The organism is Sulfitobacter sp. 1A13353, from assembly GCF_043557255.1.
Classification (GTDB): Bacteria; Pseudomonadota; Alphaproteobacteria; order Rhodobacterales; family Rhodobacteraceae; genus Sulfitobacter; species Sulfitobacter faviae.
Map to the genome: position 1 here is coordinate 172,156 of NZ_JBIFFS010000006.1, position 18,149 is coordinate 190,304.

19 protein-coding genes are annotated in these 18,149 nt (G+C 63.6%); 7 read left to right on the forward strand and 12 right to left on the reverse strand.

Translation table 11 applies throughout. The features are described from left to right. Nucleotides 1–9 precede the first annotated feature (9 nt). From ACGYLO_RS15410 to tyrS, 3 genes are all read right to left on the reverse strand, one after another. Nucleotides 10–171: a hypothetical protein gene (locus tag ACGYLO_RS15410; RefSeq protein ID WP_271687177.1), complete on the reverse strand. Its 162-nt coding sequence runs from the start codon at nt 169–171 to the stop codon at nt 10–12. Next, entirely contained in the window at nt 171–926 is a 756-nt protein-coding gene (locus tag ACGYLO_RS15415; RefSeq protein WP_271687178.1) for a 3-hydroxyacyl-CoA dehydrogenase, read from the reverse strand. Before ACGYLO_RS15415 ends, ACGYLO_RS15410 begins: the two co-directional genes overlap by 1 nt. 135 nt (nt 927–1,061) lie before the next feature. After that, the gene (gene tyrS, locus ACGYLO_RS15420) at nt 1,062–2,312 is read right to left on the reverse strand and encodes a tyrosine--tRNA ligase (RefSeq protein WP_271687179.1); all 1,251 of its coding nucleotides are present in this window, start codon (nt 2,310–2,312) and stop codon (nt 1,062–1,064) included. Nucleotides 2,313–2,378: 66 nt separating this feature from the next. On the opposite strand from tyrS, the gene ACGYLO_RS15425 reads away from it, so the two are divergent. Then, entirely contained in the window at nt 2,379–3,506 is a 1,128-nt protein-coding gene (locus ACGYLO_RS15425) for an anhydro-N-acetylmuramic acid kinase (protein ID WP_271687181.1), read from the forward strand. Nucleotides 3,507–3,739: 233 nt separating this feature from the next. After that, nucleotides 3,740–4,420, forward strand: coding sequence for a hypothetical protein (locus ACGYLO_RS15430; protein ID WP_271687182.1), 681 nt, complete (start codon nt 3,740–3,742; stop codon nt 4,418–4,420). A 49-nt stretch (nt 4,421–4,469) separates the two neighbouring features. Here ACGYLO_RS15430 and ACGYLO_RS15435 read toward each other — a convergent pair whose 3' ends face one another. The 3 genes from ACGYLO_RS15435 to ACGYLO_RS15445 are packed head-to-tail and all read right to left on the reverse strand — an operon-like array spanning nt 4,470 to nt 7,219. Next, the gene (locus tag ACGYLO_RS15435; RefSeq protein WP_271687183.1) at nt 4,470–5,006 is read right to left on the reverse strand and encodes a GNAT family N-acetyltransferase; all 537 of its coding nucleotides are present in this window, start codon (nt 5,004–5,006) and stop codon (nt 4,470–4,472) included. After that, nucleotides 5,006–6,283, reverse strand: a complete 1,278-nt coding sequence (gene eno / locus ACGYLO_RS15440; protein WP_209217717.1) for a phosphopyruvate hydratase — start codon at nt 6,281–6,283, stop codon at nt 5,006–5,008. The genes ACGYLO_RS15435 and eno overlap by 1 nt, the downstream gene beginning before the upstream one ends. Nucleotides 6,284–6,316: 33 nt before the next feature. Continuing rightward, on the reverse strand, nt 6,317–7,219 hold the full coding sequence (locus ACGYLO_RS15445) for a DMT family transporter (RefSeq protein ID WP_271687185.1): 903 nt from the start codon (nt 7,217–7,219) through the stop codon (nt 6,317–6,319). A gap of 130 nt (nt 7,220–7,349) precedes the next feature. Here ACGYLO_RS15445 and ACGYLO_RS15450 point away from each other — a divergent pair, with 130 nt between their 5' ends. Further along, the gene (locus ACGYLO_RS15450; protein ID WP_271687187.1) at nt 7,350–8,411 is read left to right on the forward strand and encodes an AbrB family transcriptional regulator; all 1,062 of its coding nucleotides are present in this window, start codon (nt 7,350–7,352) and stop codon (nt 8,409–8,411) included. A gap of 7 nt (nt 8,412–8,418) precedes the next feature. Here ACGYLO_RS15450 and ACGYLO_RS15455 read toward each other — a convergent pair whose 3' ends face one another. Then, nucleotides 8,419–9,117: an NYN domain-containing protein gene (locus tag ACGYLO_RS15455; protein WP_209217720.1), complete on the reverse strand. Its 699-nt coding sequence runs from the start codon at nt 9,115–9,117 to the stop codon at nt 8,419–8,421. Further along, on the reverse strand, nt 9,114–9,533 hold the full coding sequence (locus ACGYLO_RS15460) for a Fur family transcriptional regulator (RefSeq protein WP_067265902.1): 420 nt from the start codon (nt 9,531–9,533) through the stop codon (nt 9,114–9,116). The genes ACGYLO_RS15455 and ACGYLO_RS15460 overlap by 4 nt, the downstream gene beginning before the upstream one ends. Before the next feature lie 348 nt (nt 9,534–9,881). On the opposite strand from ACGYLO_RS15460, the gene ACGYLO_RS15465 reads away from it, so the two are divergent. Continuing rightward, nucleotides 9,882–11,195 carry a DEAD/DEAH box helicase gene (locus ACGYLO_RS15465; RefSeq protein WP_276154408.1) on the forward strand — a complete coding sequence of 438 codons (1,314 nt, stop codon included), beginning with the start codon at nt 9,882–9,884 and terminating at the stop codon, nt 11,193–11,195. 92 nt (nt 11,196–11,287) lie between these two features. Then, a complete protein-coding gene (locus tag ACGYLO_RS15470; protein WP_271687189.1) occupies nt 11,288–12,175 on the forward strand; it encodes a DMT family transporter in 888 nt (295 codons plus the stop codon). 2 nt (nt 12,176–12,177) lie between these two features. On the opposite strand, the gene ACGYLO_RS15475 is transcribed toward ACGYLO_RS15470, so the two are convergent. The 4 genes from ACGYLO_RS15475 to mazG all read right to left on the reverse strand — a co-directional run bounded on the left by ACGYLO_RS15475 (nt 12,178) and on the right by mazG (nt 15,876). Then, nucleotides 12,178–13,587, reverse strand: coding sequence for a YdiU family protein (locus tag ACGYLO_RS15475; RefSeq protein WP_271687190.1), 1,410 nt, complete (start codon nt 13,585–13,587; stop codon nt 12,178–12,180). After that, nucleotides 13,587–14,036 (reverse strand): N-acetyltransferase, encoded by a 450-nt coding sequence (locus ACGYLO_RS15480; protein WP_271687191.1) that lies wholly within the window; start codon nt 14,034–14,036, stop codon nt 13,587–13,589. Before ACGYLO_RS15480 ends, ACGYLO_RS15475 begins: the two co-directional genes overlap by 1 nt. After that, complete coding sequence (locus ACGYLO_RS15485) at nt 14,033–14,974, reverse strand: nucleoside hydrolase (RefSeq protein WP_271687192.1); 942 nt, start codon at nt 14,972–14,974, stop codon at nt 14,033–14,035. The genes ACGYLO_RS15480 and ACGYLO_RS15485 overlap by 4 nt, the downstream gene beginning before the upstream one ends. 77 nt (nt 14,975–15,051) lie before the next feature. Then, entirely contained in the window at nt 15,052–15,876 is an 825-nt protein-coding gene (mazG, locus tag ACGYLO_RS15490) for a nucleoside triphosphate pyrophosphohydrolase (protein WP_271687194.1), read from the reverse strand. Between the two features lie 64 nt (nt 15,877–15,940). On the opposite strand from mazG, the gene ACGYLO_RS15495 reads away from it, so the two are divergent. Continuing rightward, complete coding sequence (locus tag ACGYLO_RS15495) at nt 15,941–17,110, forward strand: M20 aminoacylase family protein (protein WP_271687195.1); 1,170 nt, start codon at nt 15,941–15,943, stop codon at nt 17,108–17,110. Continuing rightward, nucleotides 17,110–18,075: an agmatinase gene (gene speB / locus ACGYLO_RS15500; RefSeq protein ID WP_271687197.1), complete on the forward strand. Its 966-nt coding sequence runs from the start codon at nt 17,110–17,112 to the stop codon at nt 18,073–18,075. The genes ACGYLO_RS15495 and speB overlap by 1 nt, the downstream gene beginning before the upstream one ends. Nucleotides 18,076–18,149: the final 74 nt, after the last annotated feature.

The window sequence follows — 18,149 nt, forward strand, 5'->3', positions numbered from 1 at the left end:
GCGACGCCCCTAGAAACTGAGCCGACAACAGACCCAATTCTGATGCGCCCAACGGCGTTTGAGGTGCAGTCCGTGATCGTCATGCAGGATGCCACGGTTGCCCATGAAGCTGCCCCGCGCCGGGTGGGCGATGATCTCCCCATCCGGTTGGACGCGGTTTTGCAGCGGCATCAGCGCATCCTGAGCGCACCGTCGAGGCGGATCACCTCACCATTAAGATAGCCCATTTCGACGATGAACCCGGCCAGCCGCCCGTATTCCGCAGGATCGCCAAGGCGCGGCGGGTTGGGCACATCCTTGGCCAATTCGGCCTGCACCTCTTCCGGCAGCCCGGCCAGCATCGGCGTTTTGAAGATGCCCGGCGCGATGGTCATCACGCGAATCCCTTCCTTGGCCAGATCCCGCGCCATCGGCAGGGTCATGCCCGCGATCCCGCCCTTGGAGGCAGCATAGGCGGCTTGGCCCTTCTGCCCGTCGAAGGCTGCGATGGAGGCGGTATTGATGATTACCCCGCGCGCGCCGTCGTCTTCGGGGGTGTTCTTGGCCATGGCCACCGCCGCCAGCCGCGCCACGTTGAAACTGCCGACGAGGTTGATGTCGATGGTGCGTTGAAAGGCGTCCAGCGGATGCGGCCCGTCGCGCCCCGTGGTTTTGATCCCAAGTGCGATGCCCGCGCAATTCACCGCCGCGGTGATCCAGCCCATCTTTTCTTGGGCATAGTCCACCGCTTCCTGCACCGAGGTCTCATCCGTTACATCGGTTAGGACGTAGTGGCCGCCGATCTCTTTCGCGATGGCTTCGCCCCGGGTGGCGTCACGGTCCAACAGGGTGACCTGCGCGCCCTGCGACGCAAAATAGCGCGCCGTGGCTTCGCCAAGCCCCGAGGCGCCCCCGGTGATGATGGCGGCTGTACTGTCTAGTTTCATGATGGCTCCCCCCCGATATGAACACTTGTTCAGTTCAGCACGAAGTCTCACCCCATGCAAGGGATGCCGTTGCGGCGGCTGTAGGGCGGCGGGAGTGGGGAAGACGGGGCAGACCGAAGCCCGCCCCGTGAGAGATTAGCCGACCTGCACCAGCGCGTGGCGCTTCTTGCCCGCGCTGAGTTTGACCGGAGAGGACAACGCGCCCGCATCCAGCATCATGCCCGCATCGGTCAGCGGCTTGTCGTCGATCCGTGCGCCGTTCTCGGCAATCAGGCGCTTGGCCTCTTTGCCAGAGCCGGCAAGGCCCGACTTCACCAGCAATTGAACGATGGAAACCCCATCGCCCACATCAGCCGCCGACAGGGTCAGGGTGGGCAGGTCATCGCCCACACCGCCTTTTTCAAAAACTTCGCGCGCGGTGGCTTCGGCGTTGCGGGCGGCCTCTTCCCCGTGGAGGAGGCCAGTGACCTCATTGGCCAGACGCACCTTCGCCTCGTTGATCTCGGACCCCGCCAGCGCGCCCAGACGGTCGCATTCATCGACCGGCAGCTCGGTATAGAGCTTGAGGAAACGGCCCACATCGGCATCGGTGCAATTGCGCCAGAACTGCCAGAACTCATAAGGGCTCAGCATATCGCCATTGAGCCAGACCGCACCGCCCGCCGATTTGCCCATCTTCTTGCCGTCGCTGGTGGTCAAGAGCGGTGACGTTAGGCCGTAAACCTCCCCATCGATCACCCGGCGCGTCAGGTCGATGCCGTTGACGATATTGCCCCATTGATCCGACCCGCCCATCTGAAGAATGCAGCCATAGCGGCGGTGCAGCTCCATGAAGTCATAGGCTTGGAGAATCATGTAGTTGAACTCAAGGAAAGACAGCGACTGCTCGCGGTCCAAACGGGACTTCACGCTCTCAAAGCTCAGCATCCGGTTAATCGAGAAATGCCGCCCGATGTCGCGCAGGAAATCGAGGTAGTTCAACCCGTCGAGCCATTCCGCGTTGTTCAGCATCAAGGCGCCATTCTCGCCCTCGCCGTAATCGAGGTATTGGGCAAAGACCTGGCGGATGCCTTCGATATTGTCGTCGATCGCCTCGGGCGTCAGCAGCGGGCGTTCATCCGACCGGAAGGACGGATCGCCCACCTTTGTCGTGCCGCCGCCCATCAGGGTGATAGGCTTGCCGCCGCATTTCTGCAGCCAGCGCAGCATCATGATATTGACCAGATGCCCCACGTGCAGCGATTTGGCCGTGGCGTCATAGCCTACATAGGCCGGGGCCGCGCCTTTCAGCAGGGCTTCGTCCAACCCCTGATAATCGGTGCAATCGGCCAGAAAGCCGCGCTGCATCATCGTGTGGATGAACTCCGATTTGGGATGGTATGTCATGGTGACTTGCCTCAAAACTGTATTGCGGGGCAATCTATATGCGCACGAGCGGCAAAGGAAAAGGCCATGAATAGGGCCAAGCACAGGCAAGATGCCGGAACCGAAGTGGTGACGGCTTTGGGAATGATGTCGGGCACCTCTTTGGATGGGGTGGACGCCGCGATTTTGCGCACCGATGGGCATGACATCGCCAGCTTTGGCCAAAGCGGCTACCGCAGCTATGCCGCCGAAGAGCGGCGCGTGATCGCCGCGGGCTTCGGCAAGTGGCACGGGGCCGAGGTTGAGGAAGCCGCCAAGGCGGTGGAGGCCGCGCATCTGGCGCTTTTGGCCGACCTGCTGAAATATGCGCCTGAGGTCGACCTCATCGGTTTTCACGGCCAAACACTCGCCCATGCCCCACGCATGCAGGGCACCCTGCAAGTCGGAGACGGGGCGCTGCTGGCGCGAGAGATTGGCCTGCCCGTGGTCTGGGATTTCCGCAGCGCCGATGTTGAACTGGGCGGCGAGGGTGCACCGCTCGCCCCCTTCTTTCACCACGCCTGCGCGCGCTACGCCGGGCAAAAAGGGCCGGTGGCCTTCCTCAACCTTGGCGGCGTGGGCAACCTCACGTGGGTCGACCCGCGCGTGGCCCGCCCGGAGGAGGACGGCGCGCTGCTGGCCTTTGACACCGGCCCCGCCAATGCGCCGATCAATGATTTGATGCAGACCCGCCTTGGCCAAGACTATGACGAAGGCGGCAAGCTGGCCGCGCGGGGCAGGGTGGAGCAGGGCGCCTTGGAACTATTTCTGGCCGAGCCCTATTTCGCACGCATGCCGCCCAAATCCCTCGACCGTAATGATTTTGCCGAGATGGTGGCCCTTGTGGGTGAGCTCTCCGATGCCGATGCCTGCGCCACCCTCACCGCCATGTGCGCCGCTGGCGTGGCCGAGGCGATGCAGCATTGCCCAGCCCCGCCCGAACGCGTTTATGTGACGGGCGGCGGGCGGCATAATCCGGTGCTGATGCGGATGTTGGATGTCAGCCTCGATTGCCCCGTCACCCCGGTGGAGGAGATCGGGCTCGATGGCGATATGCTGGAGGCGCAGGCCTTTGCCTATCTGGCAGTACGCGTGGCGCGCGGGCTGCCCACCTCGTGCCCCGGCACGACAGGCGTCCGCGCCGCCGTGGGCGGGGGCACCGTCAGCCGGGAGTGAGGTGGCCGGGGCGTTGCCTAACTTTGACGGAAAGGTGCCGGAGAAGGATTTTAAGGCCCCAGCGTGCAGCCGCTATGCCGTCATATCGGCAAGAACGCCAACTTGCTAACAAAGTTGCGAAAAATACACCTACAGCGCAATTTTCTTGAAACATCGTTGCGACTTCCCGCGTAGGTTCCCTGTGGGGGCCAAGGGTCGAAGGCATTCGACCGGCTTAGAGAAGGAGATTCGCTATGACTATCTTTCACACAGGTGCTTTCAAAAACAGCCTCGCCGTTACGGCAGTGACGCTCATGCTCGCACCCGCAGCGCAGGCCGAAATCGGCCTCGGGGTTGGGGTCAGCGTCGGGGGCCATGGCGACCATGGGGGCGCGGATGTCGGTGTCGGTGCTTCGGTTGGCGGCAGTGACGGCATCGGGGCCGGAGTTGGCGCTTCGGTCGGCGGCAGTGATGGCATCGGGGCCGGAGTTGGTGCTTCGGTCGGTGGGGGCGACGGTGTGAACGCAGGCGTCGGCGCTTCGGTGGGCGGCGGTGACGGTCTGGGGGCCGGGGCTGGCGTCTCGGTCGGCGGGGGCAGCGGGCACAGCGGGACGGATGACCCCGATAGTACCCCCACGGCGACCGCAGGCCGGGCGATCACCGGCGGCGACAACAGTGCCACCACCCCAAGGCCGATCAACATCGCGACCCTCATCGGCGCGCCGGTCTGGAGCAAAGACAGTGTCTTGGTCGGCATGATCGAAGAGGTCGCCCCGGGGCCAAACGGCAAGGTCGACGCGGTGCTGCGCCTCAACGCGGCGCTCGATACGGACCGGGACATCATCCGCATGCGCATCGCGCCGCGCCTGTCGGACCGTGGGGCGCTGAAGCTGGGGTATTCGAAGCAGAAGTTCCTACAACTCTTCGCCGGGTAAACCGCGCGGCAATGAAAAACGGGGCGGCAATCTGGCCGCCCCGTTTGCGTTATTCGGCTGGCGCAGCCACATCCCTTAGCGGCATCTCAAAGAAACAGATCGCATCCCGCGTGAAATCCGGCATCGGTTGATAGGGCCCGCGCTCAACAAACCCAAGCGAGCGATAAAGCGCGCGGGCAGGGGCAAAGCCCACGGAGGTATCAAGATAGACCTTCTCGAACCCATCTTCCCGCGCCTGATCGACAAGGCGCTGACAGATCGCCCGGCCCGCCCCGGTGCCACGGGCCGCGTCGGCGACGAAGACGCGTTTGATCTCGCTCTCCGTCTCGGTCAGCGCATGGGACATGCCGCAGCCCAGGGGGATGCCACCCCGCTCGGCCAAGAGGATGATGCCGCGCGGGCGGGCGTGTTCCTCGGCCAGGCGTGCCATCAGGGCGCTGTATTTGTCTTGGGGGTAGAAAGTCTCGACGATCCGCTGTTCGGTCGGGCCGAAGTGATAGAGAAAGTCGCGATAGGCCCAGCAGAGGTCCACCACCGCCGCGAGGTCCGCAGCGGTGGTGACAGGGCGGATGGTGAGGTCCGACATCAGCCGCGCAGGATCGAGCGGCCCGCGTATTGAGCGGTCTCGCCCAGCATTTCTTCGATACGGATCAACTGGTTGTACTTCGCCAGTCTGTCAGAACGCGCCAGCGAGCCGGTTTTGATCTGGCCGCAGTTGGTGGCGACTGCAAGGTCGGCAATCGTGGCATCTTCGGTCTCGCCCGAGCGGTGCGACATGACGTTGGTGTAGCCCGCGCGATGCGCGATATCCACGGCTTTGAGGGTCTCGGTCAGGGTGCCGATCTGGTTGACCTTGACCAGCATGGAGTTCGCCGCGCCGCGCTGGATGCCATCGCTCAGACGCGCAGGGTTGGTGACGAAAAGGTCATCGCCCACCAGTTGGACCTTGCCGCCCAAGAGGTCGGTCAGTGCCTTCCAACCGTCCCAATCGTCTTCGGCCATGCCGTCTTCGATGGAGATGATCGGGTAGTCGTTCACCAGCGCCGCGAGGTAGTCGGCGTTCTCTGCGCTCGACAGGGTTTTGCCTTCGCCGGAGAGGACATATTTGCCGTCTTTGTAGTATTCCGTCGCCGCGCAATCGAGGGCGAGATACATGTCTTCGCCCGGTTTGTAGCCCGCTTTTTCAATGGACTTCAGAATAAAATCAAGCGCATCGCGCGAGGAGTTGATGTTGGGGGCAAAGCCGCCCTCGTCGCCGATCCCGGTCGACAGGCCAGCGGCGGAAAGCTCTTTCTTCAGCGTGTGGAACACCTCGGCCCCCATGCGCACGGCTTCGCGGATGTTTTCCGCGGCGACCGGCATGATCATGAATTCCTGAATGTCGATCGGGTTGTCGGCATGTTCGCCGCCGTTGATGATGTTCATCATCGGCACCGGCAGAACGCGGGCGGTGGTGCCGCCGATGTAGCGGTAGAGCGGTTGCGCGCAGTAGTCCGCCGCCGCCTTGGCCGCGGCCATCGACACGCCCAAGATCGCATTGGCGCCGAGGCGGGATTTGTTCTCGGTCCCGTCGAGTTCGATCATCATCTCGTCGATCTCGACCTGTTCCGTCGCCTCGACCCCCACGAGCGCCTCGGCAATCTCGCCATTAACGGCGGCGCAGGCTTCGAGCACGCCTTTGCCCAGATAGCGCGACTTGTCGCCATCGCGCCGCTCGTTCGCCTCATAGGCACCGGTCGAGGCACCGGAGGGGACAGCGGCGCGGCCCATGGTGCCGTCTTCGAGGATAACGTCGACTTCGACCGTCGGGTTGCCCCGGCTGTCGAGGATTTCGCGGGCGTGGATGTCGATGATCGTGCTCATGGGCTTTGTCCTCATGTTCGGGTTTGTGGCGGTTTACCCCGGCAGGCCCGGCTTGGAAAGACCGCGGCGGGGCCGGGGGGTGATTTTGCGTTCGCGCAGCAGGGTATAGACCCCCGAGGCGATGATGATCGCGGCCCCGACCAGCGTCAGCGTGTCGGGGGATTCGTCGAAAACCACGATCCCCGCCACCAGCGCAAAGAGCATGCGGGTATAGCGGAAGGGGGTGACAAAGCTCACCTCGCCCACACGCATGGCGGCGACGATGGCGTAATAGGCCAGCACCCCGATCACCATCGCCCCGGCGAGATAGAGCACCTCGGCCCCGCCGGGCATGGCGGCGGGCGTGCCTGCGGCCAGCATCAGGATCAGCCCTGCGGGGACCAAGACGATAAAGGCCAGAAAGCTAAGCTGCATGGAGCTGATGCTTTTGGGAACTTTGCGCGTCGCCAAGTCCCGCAAGGCGAGGCCGATGACACCGGCCACGGCGAAAAGCGACAGCGCGTTGAACCCCTCCAGCCCCGGGCGCACGATCAAGAGCACGCCAAGGAAGCCCACGATGATCGCGCTCCAGCGGCGCCAGCCGACCGGCTCGCCAAGGAACAGCGCCGCACCGAGGGTGACGGCCAGAGGGGTCGCCTGCAAAATAGCTGAGGCCGAAGAGAGCGGCGTCAGCACGATGGCGGTGACGAAACAAAGCGTGCCCAGCACTTCGCCCACGGCACGCAGCAGGATCGGCTGGGTCAGCATATCGGCAGAGAACAGGCGCTTTCCCTGAATGCGCAGGGTCACGGCAAAGATCGCCCCGCCGCCCGCGCCCAAAAGCGCGATGATCTGGCCGACGGGGAGCGCATCGCTCGTCAGTTTGACGAACATGTCCTCGACCGCGAAACCGGCCATGGCCAGCACCATCAGCATCGCGCCGCGCAGATTGTCCATGATCACGCCCCTTCATCCCGTGGTATTGCCAGTCGCCCATGAACCTTTTGCGACGAAAGGGCAAGGGCGCGCGATGCGCGTCATGCGTGTGCCACTGGCGCAGGCTCTACCGGAGTGCTAGCCCTACCGCATGAGATGGCCGATCCCCTCGCTCGCCCCGCGCGACACAGTGCTGACCCTTGCGGCCGGGGGCTTTGGTGCGCTGCTGTTCTGGTGGCTGAATGCGCCGGTCTATATGTTGCTTGGCCCGGTGATCGCGGTGAGTGTCTTAGGCCTGATGGGGGTGCGCACGGCGGTCGATCCGCGGCTGCGGGATGCCTGTTTCGTCGTGCTGGGCATCGCCGTGGGGGCAGGGTTCAACCAAGATGCGGTGAACGCCATGCTGCGCTGGCCACTGGCCTTTGTCTTTATGACCGGGGTGATTTGGGGAATCATGGCGCTTTGCCGTTGGATGCTCGCGCGGTATTTTGGCTTTGACGCACGTTCCGCGCTTCTGGCCTCGGCCCCCGGACATCTGAGTTTCGTCATGGCGATTGCCAGCGACAGCGGGTCGGACATGCCGCGCATTTCGATCACGCAGTCGGTCCGGCTTTTGGCGCTGACCATCGTCGTGCCTTTCGCCGCCCTTCTGATGGGCGTCGACATGACCGGCAATATCGCCCCCGCGGGGGCGGGGATGAGCCTGCTGTCGATCCTCGTGATGATCGGCGTCTCCGTCGTCGTGGGAATGATCTTTGCCCGTCTTTCCGTGCCCGCGCCGCTTTTGATGGGGGCGATGGTGGTCTCGTCCATCGCGCATCTGACTGGGCTAGAGACTGGCGTTCTGCCGGGCTGGCTGACCCTTGTCGCCTATCTCGTGCTCGGCAGCCTCATCGGTACGCGGTTTTCCGGCATCACGCCTGCGCGTCTGGCAAGCGGGCTTGGCGCGGGGCTGGCGATCACGGGCGTTGCGGTGGGGCTGGCGGGACTTGGCGCCGTTCCGGTGGCCTGGGCGCTTGGCATGCCGCTGGGGCATGTGCTGGTGGCCTTCGCACCCGGCGGGCTGGAGACGATGATCGCCCTTGGCGCGGTGCTGGCGGTGGTGCCGGGCTTTGTCGCCGCCTGCCACATCATGCGTCTGGTGGTGCTGAGCGTACTGCTGCCGGCCATGCTCGCCCGCGTCGCGAAGCAAGAGCAGCGCGCCGCCGAGTGATCCGGCGTTAGCTTTTTAGGCGGACCATCAAGCGGTTGCCGTCCTTCCGCGTTTCCAAGGCTTTGAGGTCGGCGGCCAAGGCGCTCAGCTTGCCATGACCATAGGTACGGCTGTCGAAATCGGGATGCGCTGCCTGAATGGTCTGGCCGATCTGGCCGAGGTTATACCAATCGTCTTCGGTGTCGATCTTGTCCATCGCGGCTTTGAACAGGGGCAGGGCATCGCCCACCTTGGCCTTGGCCCGCGAGGGGGTGTCGGGCTCTACCTCGTCGAGGTTTTCGATCAGGATGAAGCGGTTGTAGACATTGCGCAGCGAATCGTGGGTCTTCTTCTCGCCAATGCCGATAACGGTCACCCCATCTTCGCGCAGGCGGTTCACCAGCGCGGTGAAATCGCTGTCGGAGGAAACGATCACGATAATATCGAAGCGGCGGCTGTGCAGGATGTCCATCGCCTGAATGACCAGCCCGATGTCGCTGGCGTTCTTGCCCTTGGTGTTCGCGGTTTCCTGATGCGCCACCAAACCCAACTCGCGGATCGGCGCTTTCCAGCCCTTGAGGTGGTCATTCGACCAATCGCCATAGACCCGTCGCAGGGCAGGCTCCCCAATCGTCGTGACCTCCCGCATGATGGCTGCGGCATGTTTTGCGGGCACGTTATCGGCGTCGATCAACACGGCCAGCAAAGGGCGGTCACGTTCTGTCATGGGTCATCCTTCTTGATCGGCACACCGTAGAGTTCCATCCGGTGGCCCTGTAATTTGTAACCCAGCTTGCGCGCGATCCGTTCCTGAAGCTCTTCGATTTCCGCATCGACGAATTCGATCACCTCGCCCGAGTTCACGTCGATAAGGTGATCGTGATGCGCCCGCTGTGCATCTTCGTAACGCGCCCGGCCATCGCCGAACTCCAACTTGTCGAGGATGCCCGCTTCCTCAAACAGCTTCACCGTGCGGTAGACCGTGGCGATGGAGATGCCGCTGTCGATCACGCTGGCGCGGGTCAGGATCTCTTCGGCATCGGGGTGGTCTTCGCTGTCGTGAATCACCTGAGCGATGACCCGGCGTTGACCTGTCATGCGCAGGCCCATCGCCTCGCAGCGTTTGATGATCGGGTTGCGCATCGTCTCGCCCTTCGTCCGTCGGACTACGGTCCTAGCATTTTAGCACCGCCGGACGCCACCGGAATTGACCGCGCCGGTTGACTTTTGCGCACGTAGCGCCCATGTGAGGATCAAGCGAAGCCTTCTGCCGCGTGAGCAGTATCAGCGCCAAGCCCCATGAGGGGTCTCTGGGACGCTGACGACAAGGCCCGCCGATGTTCCCAAAATCACGCGTGGGGCCAAGCGCGACAGACGGGTGTGAGGCATGTGGCCTGCGCCCGCGATCTGGCTTGCGCGACCCCGTGGCGCCTGTTGAGTGGCGCGGCGAAAGAACATGGCGCGTGTTTTCGCGGGCCGGAAAGTGAACGAATGAGCGATTTTGACATGATGGGCCTGCCTGCCAAACTGGTGGCCCGACTGAAAGAGATGGGGCTGAACGAGCCGACCCCGATCCAGAAACAGGCGATCCCCCATGCGCTGAACGGGCGCGACGTGATGGGCCTTGCCCAGACCGGCACCGGCAAGACCGCCGCCTTTGGCGTTCCGCTGCTGGCCCAGATGATGGAGATCGAGGGCCGCCCCGCAGCGCGTTCCGTGCGCGGGCTGGTGCTTGCGCCTACGCGCGAGCTGGCGCAGCAGATCGCCGTGAACCTGCGCGGCTATGCCGAAGGCACGCCGATCAAAGTGGCGATGGTGGTGGGGGGCCAGTCGATCAACACGCAGATCAAGCGTCTGGAGCGTGGTGTCGATCTGTTGATCGCCACACCGGGCCGTCTGCTGGACCTGCTCGACCGGCGCGCGGTCAAACTCGATACGACGACCTTCCTCGTGCTGGATGAGGCCGACCAGATGCTCGACATGGGCTTCATCCATGACCTGCGCAAAATCTCGAACATGATCCCGAAAGAGCGGCAGACGATGCTCTTCTCGGCGACCATGCCCAAGCTGATGAACGAGATCGCCAACAGCTATCTCAACAGCCCGATCCGCATCGAAGTCTCGCCTCCGGGCAAGGCGGCGGATAAGGTGACGCAAGAGGTGCATTTCATCGCCAAGGCCGAGAAGACCGAACTGCTGAAAGAGCTGCTGGCCAAGCACAAGGGCGAACGCGCGCTGGTCTTTGGCCGCACGAAACACGGCTCGGAAAGGCTGATGAAGACGCTGGTGAAGGCCGGGTTTGACGCCGCTTCGATCCACGGCAACAAAAGCCAAGGTCAGCGGGACCGCGCGATTGCGGGGTTCAAGAATGGCGACATCACCGTGTTGGTGGCCACCGATGTGGCGGCGCGGGGCCTCGACATTCCGGATGTGAAACACGTCTATAACTTCGACCTGCCGAATGTGCCGGACAACTACGTCCACCGCATCGGCCGGACCGCGCGGGCGGGCAAGGATGGGGCCGCCGTGGCCTTCTGCGCCCCCGATGAAATGGGCGAACTGAAGGCGATCCAAAAGACCATGGGCATTTCGATCCCCGTGGCCTCGGGCCGTCCTTGGGAAGTGATTGATGAGCCTGCGAAACCCAAGGGCCGGGGCCGCAGACGCGGTGGCCGCCCCGGTGGTGGTGGCGGTCGTCCCGGTGGCGGCGGCGGCGGTGGTGAAGGCGCGGGCAAGCCAAGCGGCGGGCGGCGTCGCAGGCGCGGTGGCGGCGGTGGCAAGCCGGGCGGCCAGCAGGCGGCCTGAGCCGAGGCACCTCCCTAGGACAGCGAAATGGCGCGCCCGGAAAACCGCGGCGCGCCATTGACTTATCTGATCCGGGCAGCGCTTCTGGCGGGATGGAACGCAAATCACACATTGATACATTCGGCGCCGTGGCGCTGGTGCTCTTCGCGCTGAACCTCGGTTTTAACCAAGTCGTCATCAAGGTCAGCACTGGCGGCTTCAACCCGGTCTTTCTGGCCGGGCTGCGCTCTCTCGGGGCGGTGTTTTTGCTGCTGATCTGGATGCGGCGGCGGGGCGTCAGCCTGTCGATCCCACGTGCTGCGCTATGGGGCGGTGTGGCGGCGGGGCTTTTCTTTACGCTAGAGTTTGTCTGCCTGTTCCTCGCGCTCGACCTGACCACGGTCAGCCGCGCGTCGATCCTGCTTTATTCCATGCCGGTCTGGCTTGGCATCGCCGCGCATCTGTGGCTACCGGGAGAGCGGCTAAGCGGGGCGCGGCTCATCGGCATGGGGCTGGCCATGGGCGGCGTGGTGCTGGCGTTGAGCGATGGCGGAACCGAAGGGGCGCATTGGCTGGGCGATCTTCTGGCGCTTTTCGCAGCACTCTGCTGGGCGGGCATCGCGCTTTGCGTTCGTGTCACGCCGCTGGCCAAAGTGCCGCCCGCGCAGCAACTGATGATGCAACTGGTGATTTCTGCCCCGATCCTTCTGCTGCTTGCGCCGCTCTTCGGTCCCTTGCTGCGCGAAGTGGCCCCGGTGCATCTGGCGGGGCTTGCCTATCAGATCATCGCGGTGGCGAGCTTCGGCTTTTTGGCGTGGTTCTGGCTGCTGACAATCTATCCCGCAGCCTCTGTCGCCTCGTTTAGCTTTCTGTCGCCGGTCTTTGCCGTGCTTCTGGGCTGGCTGATCCTTTCGGAAGAAGTGGGGCTGAGCATTTGGGCCGCATTGCTGCTGGTGGCGGCGGGGATTTACCTGATTAATCGTAAACCCCGCAGCCACTAAGCTCAGGTGCCGCAGAATGTGGCGGGCACGATCTCGTCCTCGGTCGGCGGGCGCTGAAGCTCGGGGTCCGTCTCGACAAAGGGGGTGGCCAGCGCTCTCATCAGCCGCTCGAAAGGGGCCATGTCGCCCGCGACGGCGGCCTCGATCATCTCTTCGATCCGGTGGTTGCGGGGGATCACGGCGGGGTTCGCCGCATTCATCACCGCTTGCGGATCGGGTTCCCGTTCGATCCGTGCGCGCCAGCCTTTGGCCCATGTGTCAAAAGCGTCTCGGTCGGTGAACTGGTCGCGGGCTTGATCTGTGGGAAGCGCGCGGAAGGCATTGGTGAAGTCGGCACCATCCTTTTGCATCAGCCCCAGCAATTCGTTGATGAGGTCGACATCTTCGGCCCGCGGTGTCGAGATGCCAACCTTGGCTGCAAAACGGCGCAGCCATGCGGCTTCGATCAAGTCGGGCATATCGTGGACGATCTCGGTCGCCTCTTCGACGGCGCTCTCTTTGTCGTCCATCTGCTGCAAAAGCGAGGTCGCAAGCTGCGCCATGTTCCAGACCACGATCTGCGGCTGGTTCCCATAGGCATAGCGGCCCTGCCGGTCGATGGAGCTGAAAACACGGCCCTGATGGAAGGCATCCATAAAGGCGCAGGGGCCATAGTCGATCGTCTCGCCCGAGATGCTGCAATTGTCGGTGTTCATCACGCCGTGGATAAAGCCCACCGACATCCATTGCGCCACGAGTTCCGCCTGCGCAGCACAGACCGCGCGCAAAAGGCCAAGCGGGCCATCGGCCTCGGGGTAATGGCGCGCGATGGCATAGTCGGTGAGGGTTTTGAGCGCTTCGGTCTCCCCGCGATGGGCGAAGACCTGAAAGGTGCCGACGCGCAGGTGGCTGGCGGCGACGCGGGTCACGATGGCACCGGGCAGGGGGCCGCTTTCGCGCAGGATCGACTCACCGGTGGCGACGGCGGCCAAGGCGCGGGTGGTGGGCACGCCAAGGGCATGCATCGCCTCGCTCACCAGATATTCGCGCAGCACCGCCCCGACCCATGCGCGGCCATCGCCCATCCGCGAATAGGGCGTGGGGCCTGAGCCTTTCAACTGGATGTCACGGCGCTGGCCGCTCTGATCGACGGCTTCCCCCAGCAGGATCGCCCGGCCATCGCCAAGCTGCGGGTTGAAGTTGCCAAACTGATGCCCGGCGTAAAGCTGCGCCAGGGGATCGGCCCCCGCAGGCACATCGTTGCCGGCAAAGATCTGCGTGATTTCCGCGGGCTCCGCCCCTTCGATACCCAGTTCCGCCGCCAATTCGGCGTTCCATGCCAAAAGCTGGGGCGCTTTGACAGGCGTGGGAGCCAGCCGGGTAAAGAACCCCTCTGGCAGGGCGGCATAGCTATTATCGAAAGGAATACGCATCACAGGATCCGGGACATAAGCATGTAATCCTCGCGCGGGCGAAAGCCCGCCCGGGTATAGAGTTTCATCGCCGCGGCATTGTTGCGATCCACCTCAAGATGGACGGCCCGCAGCCCGCCCGCCGCCAGCGCCCGGGGCAGCGCGATCAGCGCCTCCGAGGCGATGCCGCGACCCCGCACGCCGGGACGGACGTAGATTTCATCAATGATGGCGTCCAACCCGCCGAATTCAACCGACCAGCCGAAACAGATCACCACATAGCCGATAGGCGCGCGGGGCGGGCCGATCAGATAGGCGGCGCCATGGGGGATACCATCCAGCAGCGGGGCCAGCCCGCGGCGGCGCTGTTCATCGCTCATCTCGATCCCCGCTTCGGCGTGGAATGCCGCGACAAGTGCTACAAGCTTGTCGAGATGCTCAGGCGCGCCGAGGGTGAGATGGGCGCTCATAGGCGGGCCAGCCTTTCGGTGAGCAGGGCAAAGAACCCGTCGGCATCAAGGTCGCCTACGAAAAGCGCGTTGGGTGTGCGGTCGGTCACGCGCCACCAGTCGGCGACGGTCATGCCCATGGTCAGCTCCGACTGGGTTTCGATCTCGACATTGATATGACGGCCTTGGAAAAGATCGGGGTTGATCAGATAGGCGGTGACGCAAGGATCATGCAGCGGCGCGCCTTCGGAGCCGTATTTCTCTTTGTCGAACCGCTCGAAGAAATCGGTCATCTCGGCCACGGCGACGCCGACCTTGGTGCCAAGTGCGCGGAAGGCATCGTTGCGCGGTTTGGTGACCAGCGCCTTATGGGTCACATCGAGCGGCATCACGACGATCGGAATGCCAGATTTGAAAACGATATCAGCGGCATGGGGGTCGACGTAGATGTTGAATTCCGCCGTGGGCGTGATGTTGCCCCCCTCGAAATAGCCGCCGCCCATCAGCACGATCTCTTGCACCTTCTCGGCGATGTCGGGCGCTTTTTGCAGGGCAGTCGCGATATTGGTCAGCGGCCCCAAGGGGCAAAGGGTTACGCTACCTGCGGGATGGGCGCGGACCTGTTCGATGATGAAATCCACCCCATGCCCTTCGACCAGCGGCATGGTTGGATCGGGCAGGTCGGGGCCGTCGAGGCCGGTCTTGCCATGCACATGTTCCGCCGTCACCAGATCACGCCCCAGCGGGCGGTCGCAACCGGCAAAGACTTTCACATCATCCCGCCCCGCCAATTCGCAAACGATCCGCGCGTTTTTCGAAGTCAGATCCAGCGGCACGTTGCCCGCGACACAGGTGATGCCGAGAACGTCGATCTCTTCGGGGCTTGCTAGCGCGAGGAGGATCGCGACGGCGTCGTCTTGGCCGGGGTCGGTGTCGATGATGATTTTGCGCGGGGTCATGGGCTTACTTTCGTCAAATTGCTTGGGGCAGAGCCTTGCCGGAGGGGCGGGTCTTTGTCCAGCCGCTGCCCGGGGGATTAGCCGCGTTCCGCCAGTTTCACCGCATCCCACAGCGCGTCCATCTCGGCCAGATCACTGTCTTGCGGGGTTTTGCCCATGGCGGCGAGCCGGGCCTCGACCCCCTCGAACCGGCGGGTGAATTTGGCATTGGCGGCGCGCAAAGCGGCCTCCGGGTCCAGCCCCAGATGGCGGCCCAGATTGGCCATGACGAAAAGGAGATCGCCATATTCCTCCTCGACTTCCGCTTGGCTGAGTTGGTCTTTCGCCTCGACCAGTTCGCCGGCCTCTTCGGTGATCTTGTCGAGCACCTGCGTCGTTTCGGGCCAGTCAAAGCCCACCCGTGCCGCGCGTTTTTGAAGCTTCATCGCCCGCAACAGCGCCGGCAGGCCGATTGCCACCCCGTCCAAGGTGCCCCTCTGTGCCTTGCCCGCGCGTTCGGCGGCTTTGATCTTTTCCCAATCGGCGGTCTGCTGTTCGGCGCTCTTATCGCGGGATTCGTCGCCAAAGACATGCGGGTGCCGCGCCACCATCTTATCGCTGATGTTGCGCACCACGGATTGAAAGGTGAAATGCCCCGCTTCTTCACCCATCGCCGTGTGATAGACCGATTGCAGCAGCAGATCGCCCAATTCCCCCTCAAGCTCGCCCCAATCACGCCGGGCGATGGCATCGGCAACTTCGTAAGCCTCTTCAATAGTATAGGGGGCGATGCTGTCGAAATCTTGCTCGATATCCCAGGGGCAGCCCGTCTCGGGGTCGCGCAGGCGGCGCATGATTTCGAGCAACCGTTCGATCCCGGCATCTGAATCGTGAATGAGATCGGCTTTTGTGTTGTCCGGCATTGCAGGCCCCGTATGTCTGGTGTCAGATGCACCCTGACCAAACCAACCCCAAGGAGTCCAGCCCATGCCCGTGGTGAACCGCATCAACGCCTTTGCGGAGGATATGACAGCATGGCGGCGCCATTTGCACGGAATTCCCGAACTGGCGTTCGACTGCCATAAGACGGCAGCTTTCGTGGCCGAGCGGCTGCGCGAATTTGGTGTGGATGAGCTGCACGAGGGCATCGCGACAACCGGCATCGTGGCGATCATCGAGGGGCAGGGCGAAGGCCCGACCATCGGCCTGCGCGCCGATATGGATGCGCTGCCGATCCAAGAGGCGACGGGCAAGGACTATGCAAGCACGCGAGAGGGCAAGATGCATGCCTGCGGCCATGACGGGCACACCACCATGCTTCTGGGCGCGGCGCGATATCTGGCCGAGACACGCAATTTCGCAGGCCGGGTGGCGCTGATCTTTCAACCCGCCGAAGAGGCGGGCGGCGGCGCGGGCGTGATGGTCGAAGAGGGCATCATGGAGCGGTTCGAGATCGCGCAGGTTTACGGCATCCACAACGTGCCGGGCTTTGACGAAGGCGCATTCTATACCACGCCGGGGCCGATCATGGCGGCGGTGGATGAATTCCACATTCATATCAAGGGCAAGGGCGGTCATGGCGCGATGCCCCATGAGAGCCGCGACCCCGTTGTGGCGGCCTGCGGCATCGCCACGGCCATTCAGACCATCGTCAGCCGCAACCATGTCGCGGCGCAGGATTTGGTGGTCTCGGTCACGCAGATTCACACGGGCACCGCCGATAACATCATCCCCGAAACCGCCTATATCAACGGCACCGTGCGCACTTTTGACCGTGAGGTGCAGGCCATGGTGATGCGCCGGATGCAGCAGATCGTGGACGGGCAGGCGGCGAGTTATGACGTCACCGCCGAGTTGGACTATGAGGTCGGCTATCCCGCCACGGTCAATGATCCGGCCAAGGCCGAGGCCGCCATCGCGGCGGCGACCGAAGTGGTGGGCGCGGCCCAAGTGCACGGCGATTATGGCCGCGAGATGGGTGCGGAGGATTTCAGCTTCATGCTTGAAAAACGCCCCGGCGCCTATCTCTTCCTCGGAGCCGGGGAAGGCGCGGGGCTGCACCACCCGGAATACGACTTCAACGACGAGATCGCGCCGCTTGGCGCATCCTTTTTCGCCCGTATCGTTGAGCGGGCACAGCCAGCAGGAGGCAAGTAATGGCATTGGAAGACGCGGCCAAACAGATGGATATGGCCTTTACCCGCGAGGACCTCAAAGGGCCGAGCTATGAGTTGACCTTTGGCGGGGCGACCTCCTTCCTGCGACGGAAATACACCAAGGATCTGACCGGCGTCGACATCGCGGTGACCGGCGTGCCCTTCGACCAAGCGGTGACCAACCGCCCCGGCACGCGCCTTGGCCCCCGCGCCATCCGCGAGGCCAGCGCGCTGCAAGCGCCCGACGCGCCTTATGGCTGGGATTTCGACGTGCTGAGCGAATTTGCCATCGCGGACTATGGCGATCTGGCCTTCGACTATGGTCATGTCAGCCAGTTTCCCGCCGCCCTGACCGCCCATATCAAGACCATTCTGGATGCTGGCGCGGCCTCGGTCGTGTTGGGTGGGGATCACTATATCTCATTCCCGATCCTCAAGGCCTATGCGGAAAAATACGGGCCTATCAGCCTGTTACAGTTCGATGCGCATACGGACACTTGGCAAGACGACGACATGGACCGGATCGATCACGGGACGATGTTCTACAAGGCCGTGAAGTCCGGCATCGTCGACCCGTCGACCAGCGTGCAGGTCGGCATCCGCACCACCAATGAGGACACGATGGGCGTCAATATCATCGACGCGCGTGAGGTGCATGAGAAAGGGCCGCAGGCCACCGTTGCCAAGATCAAGGAGATCCTCGGCGATCGCCCCTGCTATCTGACCTTTGACATCGACGCGCTGGATCCGGCCTTTGCCCCCGGCACCGGCACCCCGGTGTGGGGCGGGCTGACCTCGGCGCAGGCGTCGATCATGCTGCGCGATCTGGCGGGGATCAACATCATGGGCGGTGACGTTGTCGAAGTCTCGCCCCCCTTCGACACCACCGGCGCCACGGCGGTGGCGGGTGCCCATGTCGCGACCGAGATCCTGTCGCTGCTGGGTCACCGCATGAGAACCGCGTGAGCGAGAGCCACGACATCACGCGCCAGTCCGCTGAAAGGCGGGCCGGCTTGCTTACTGCGACCTCCGTCGCCCCT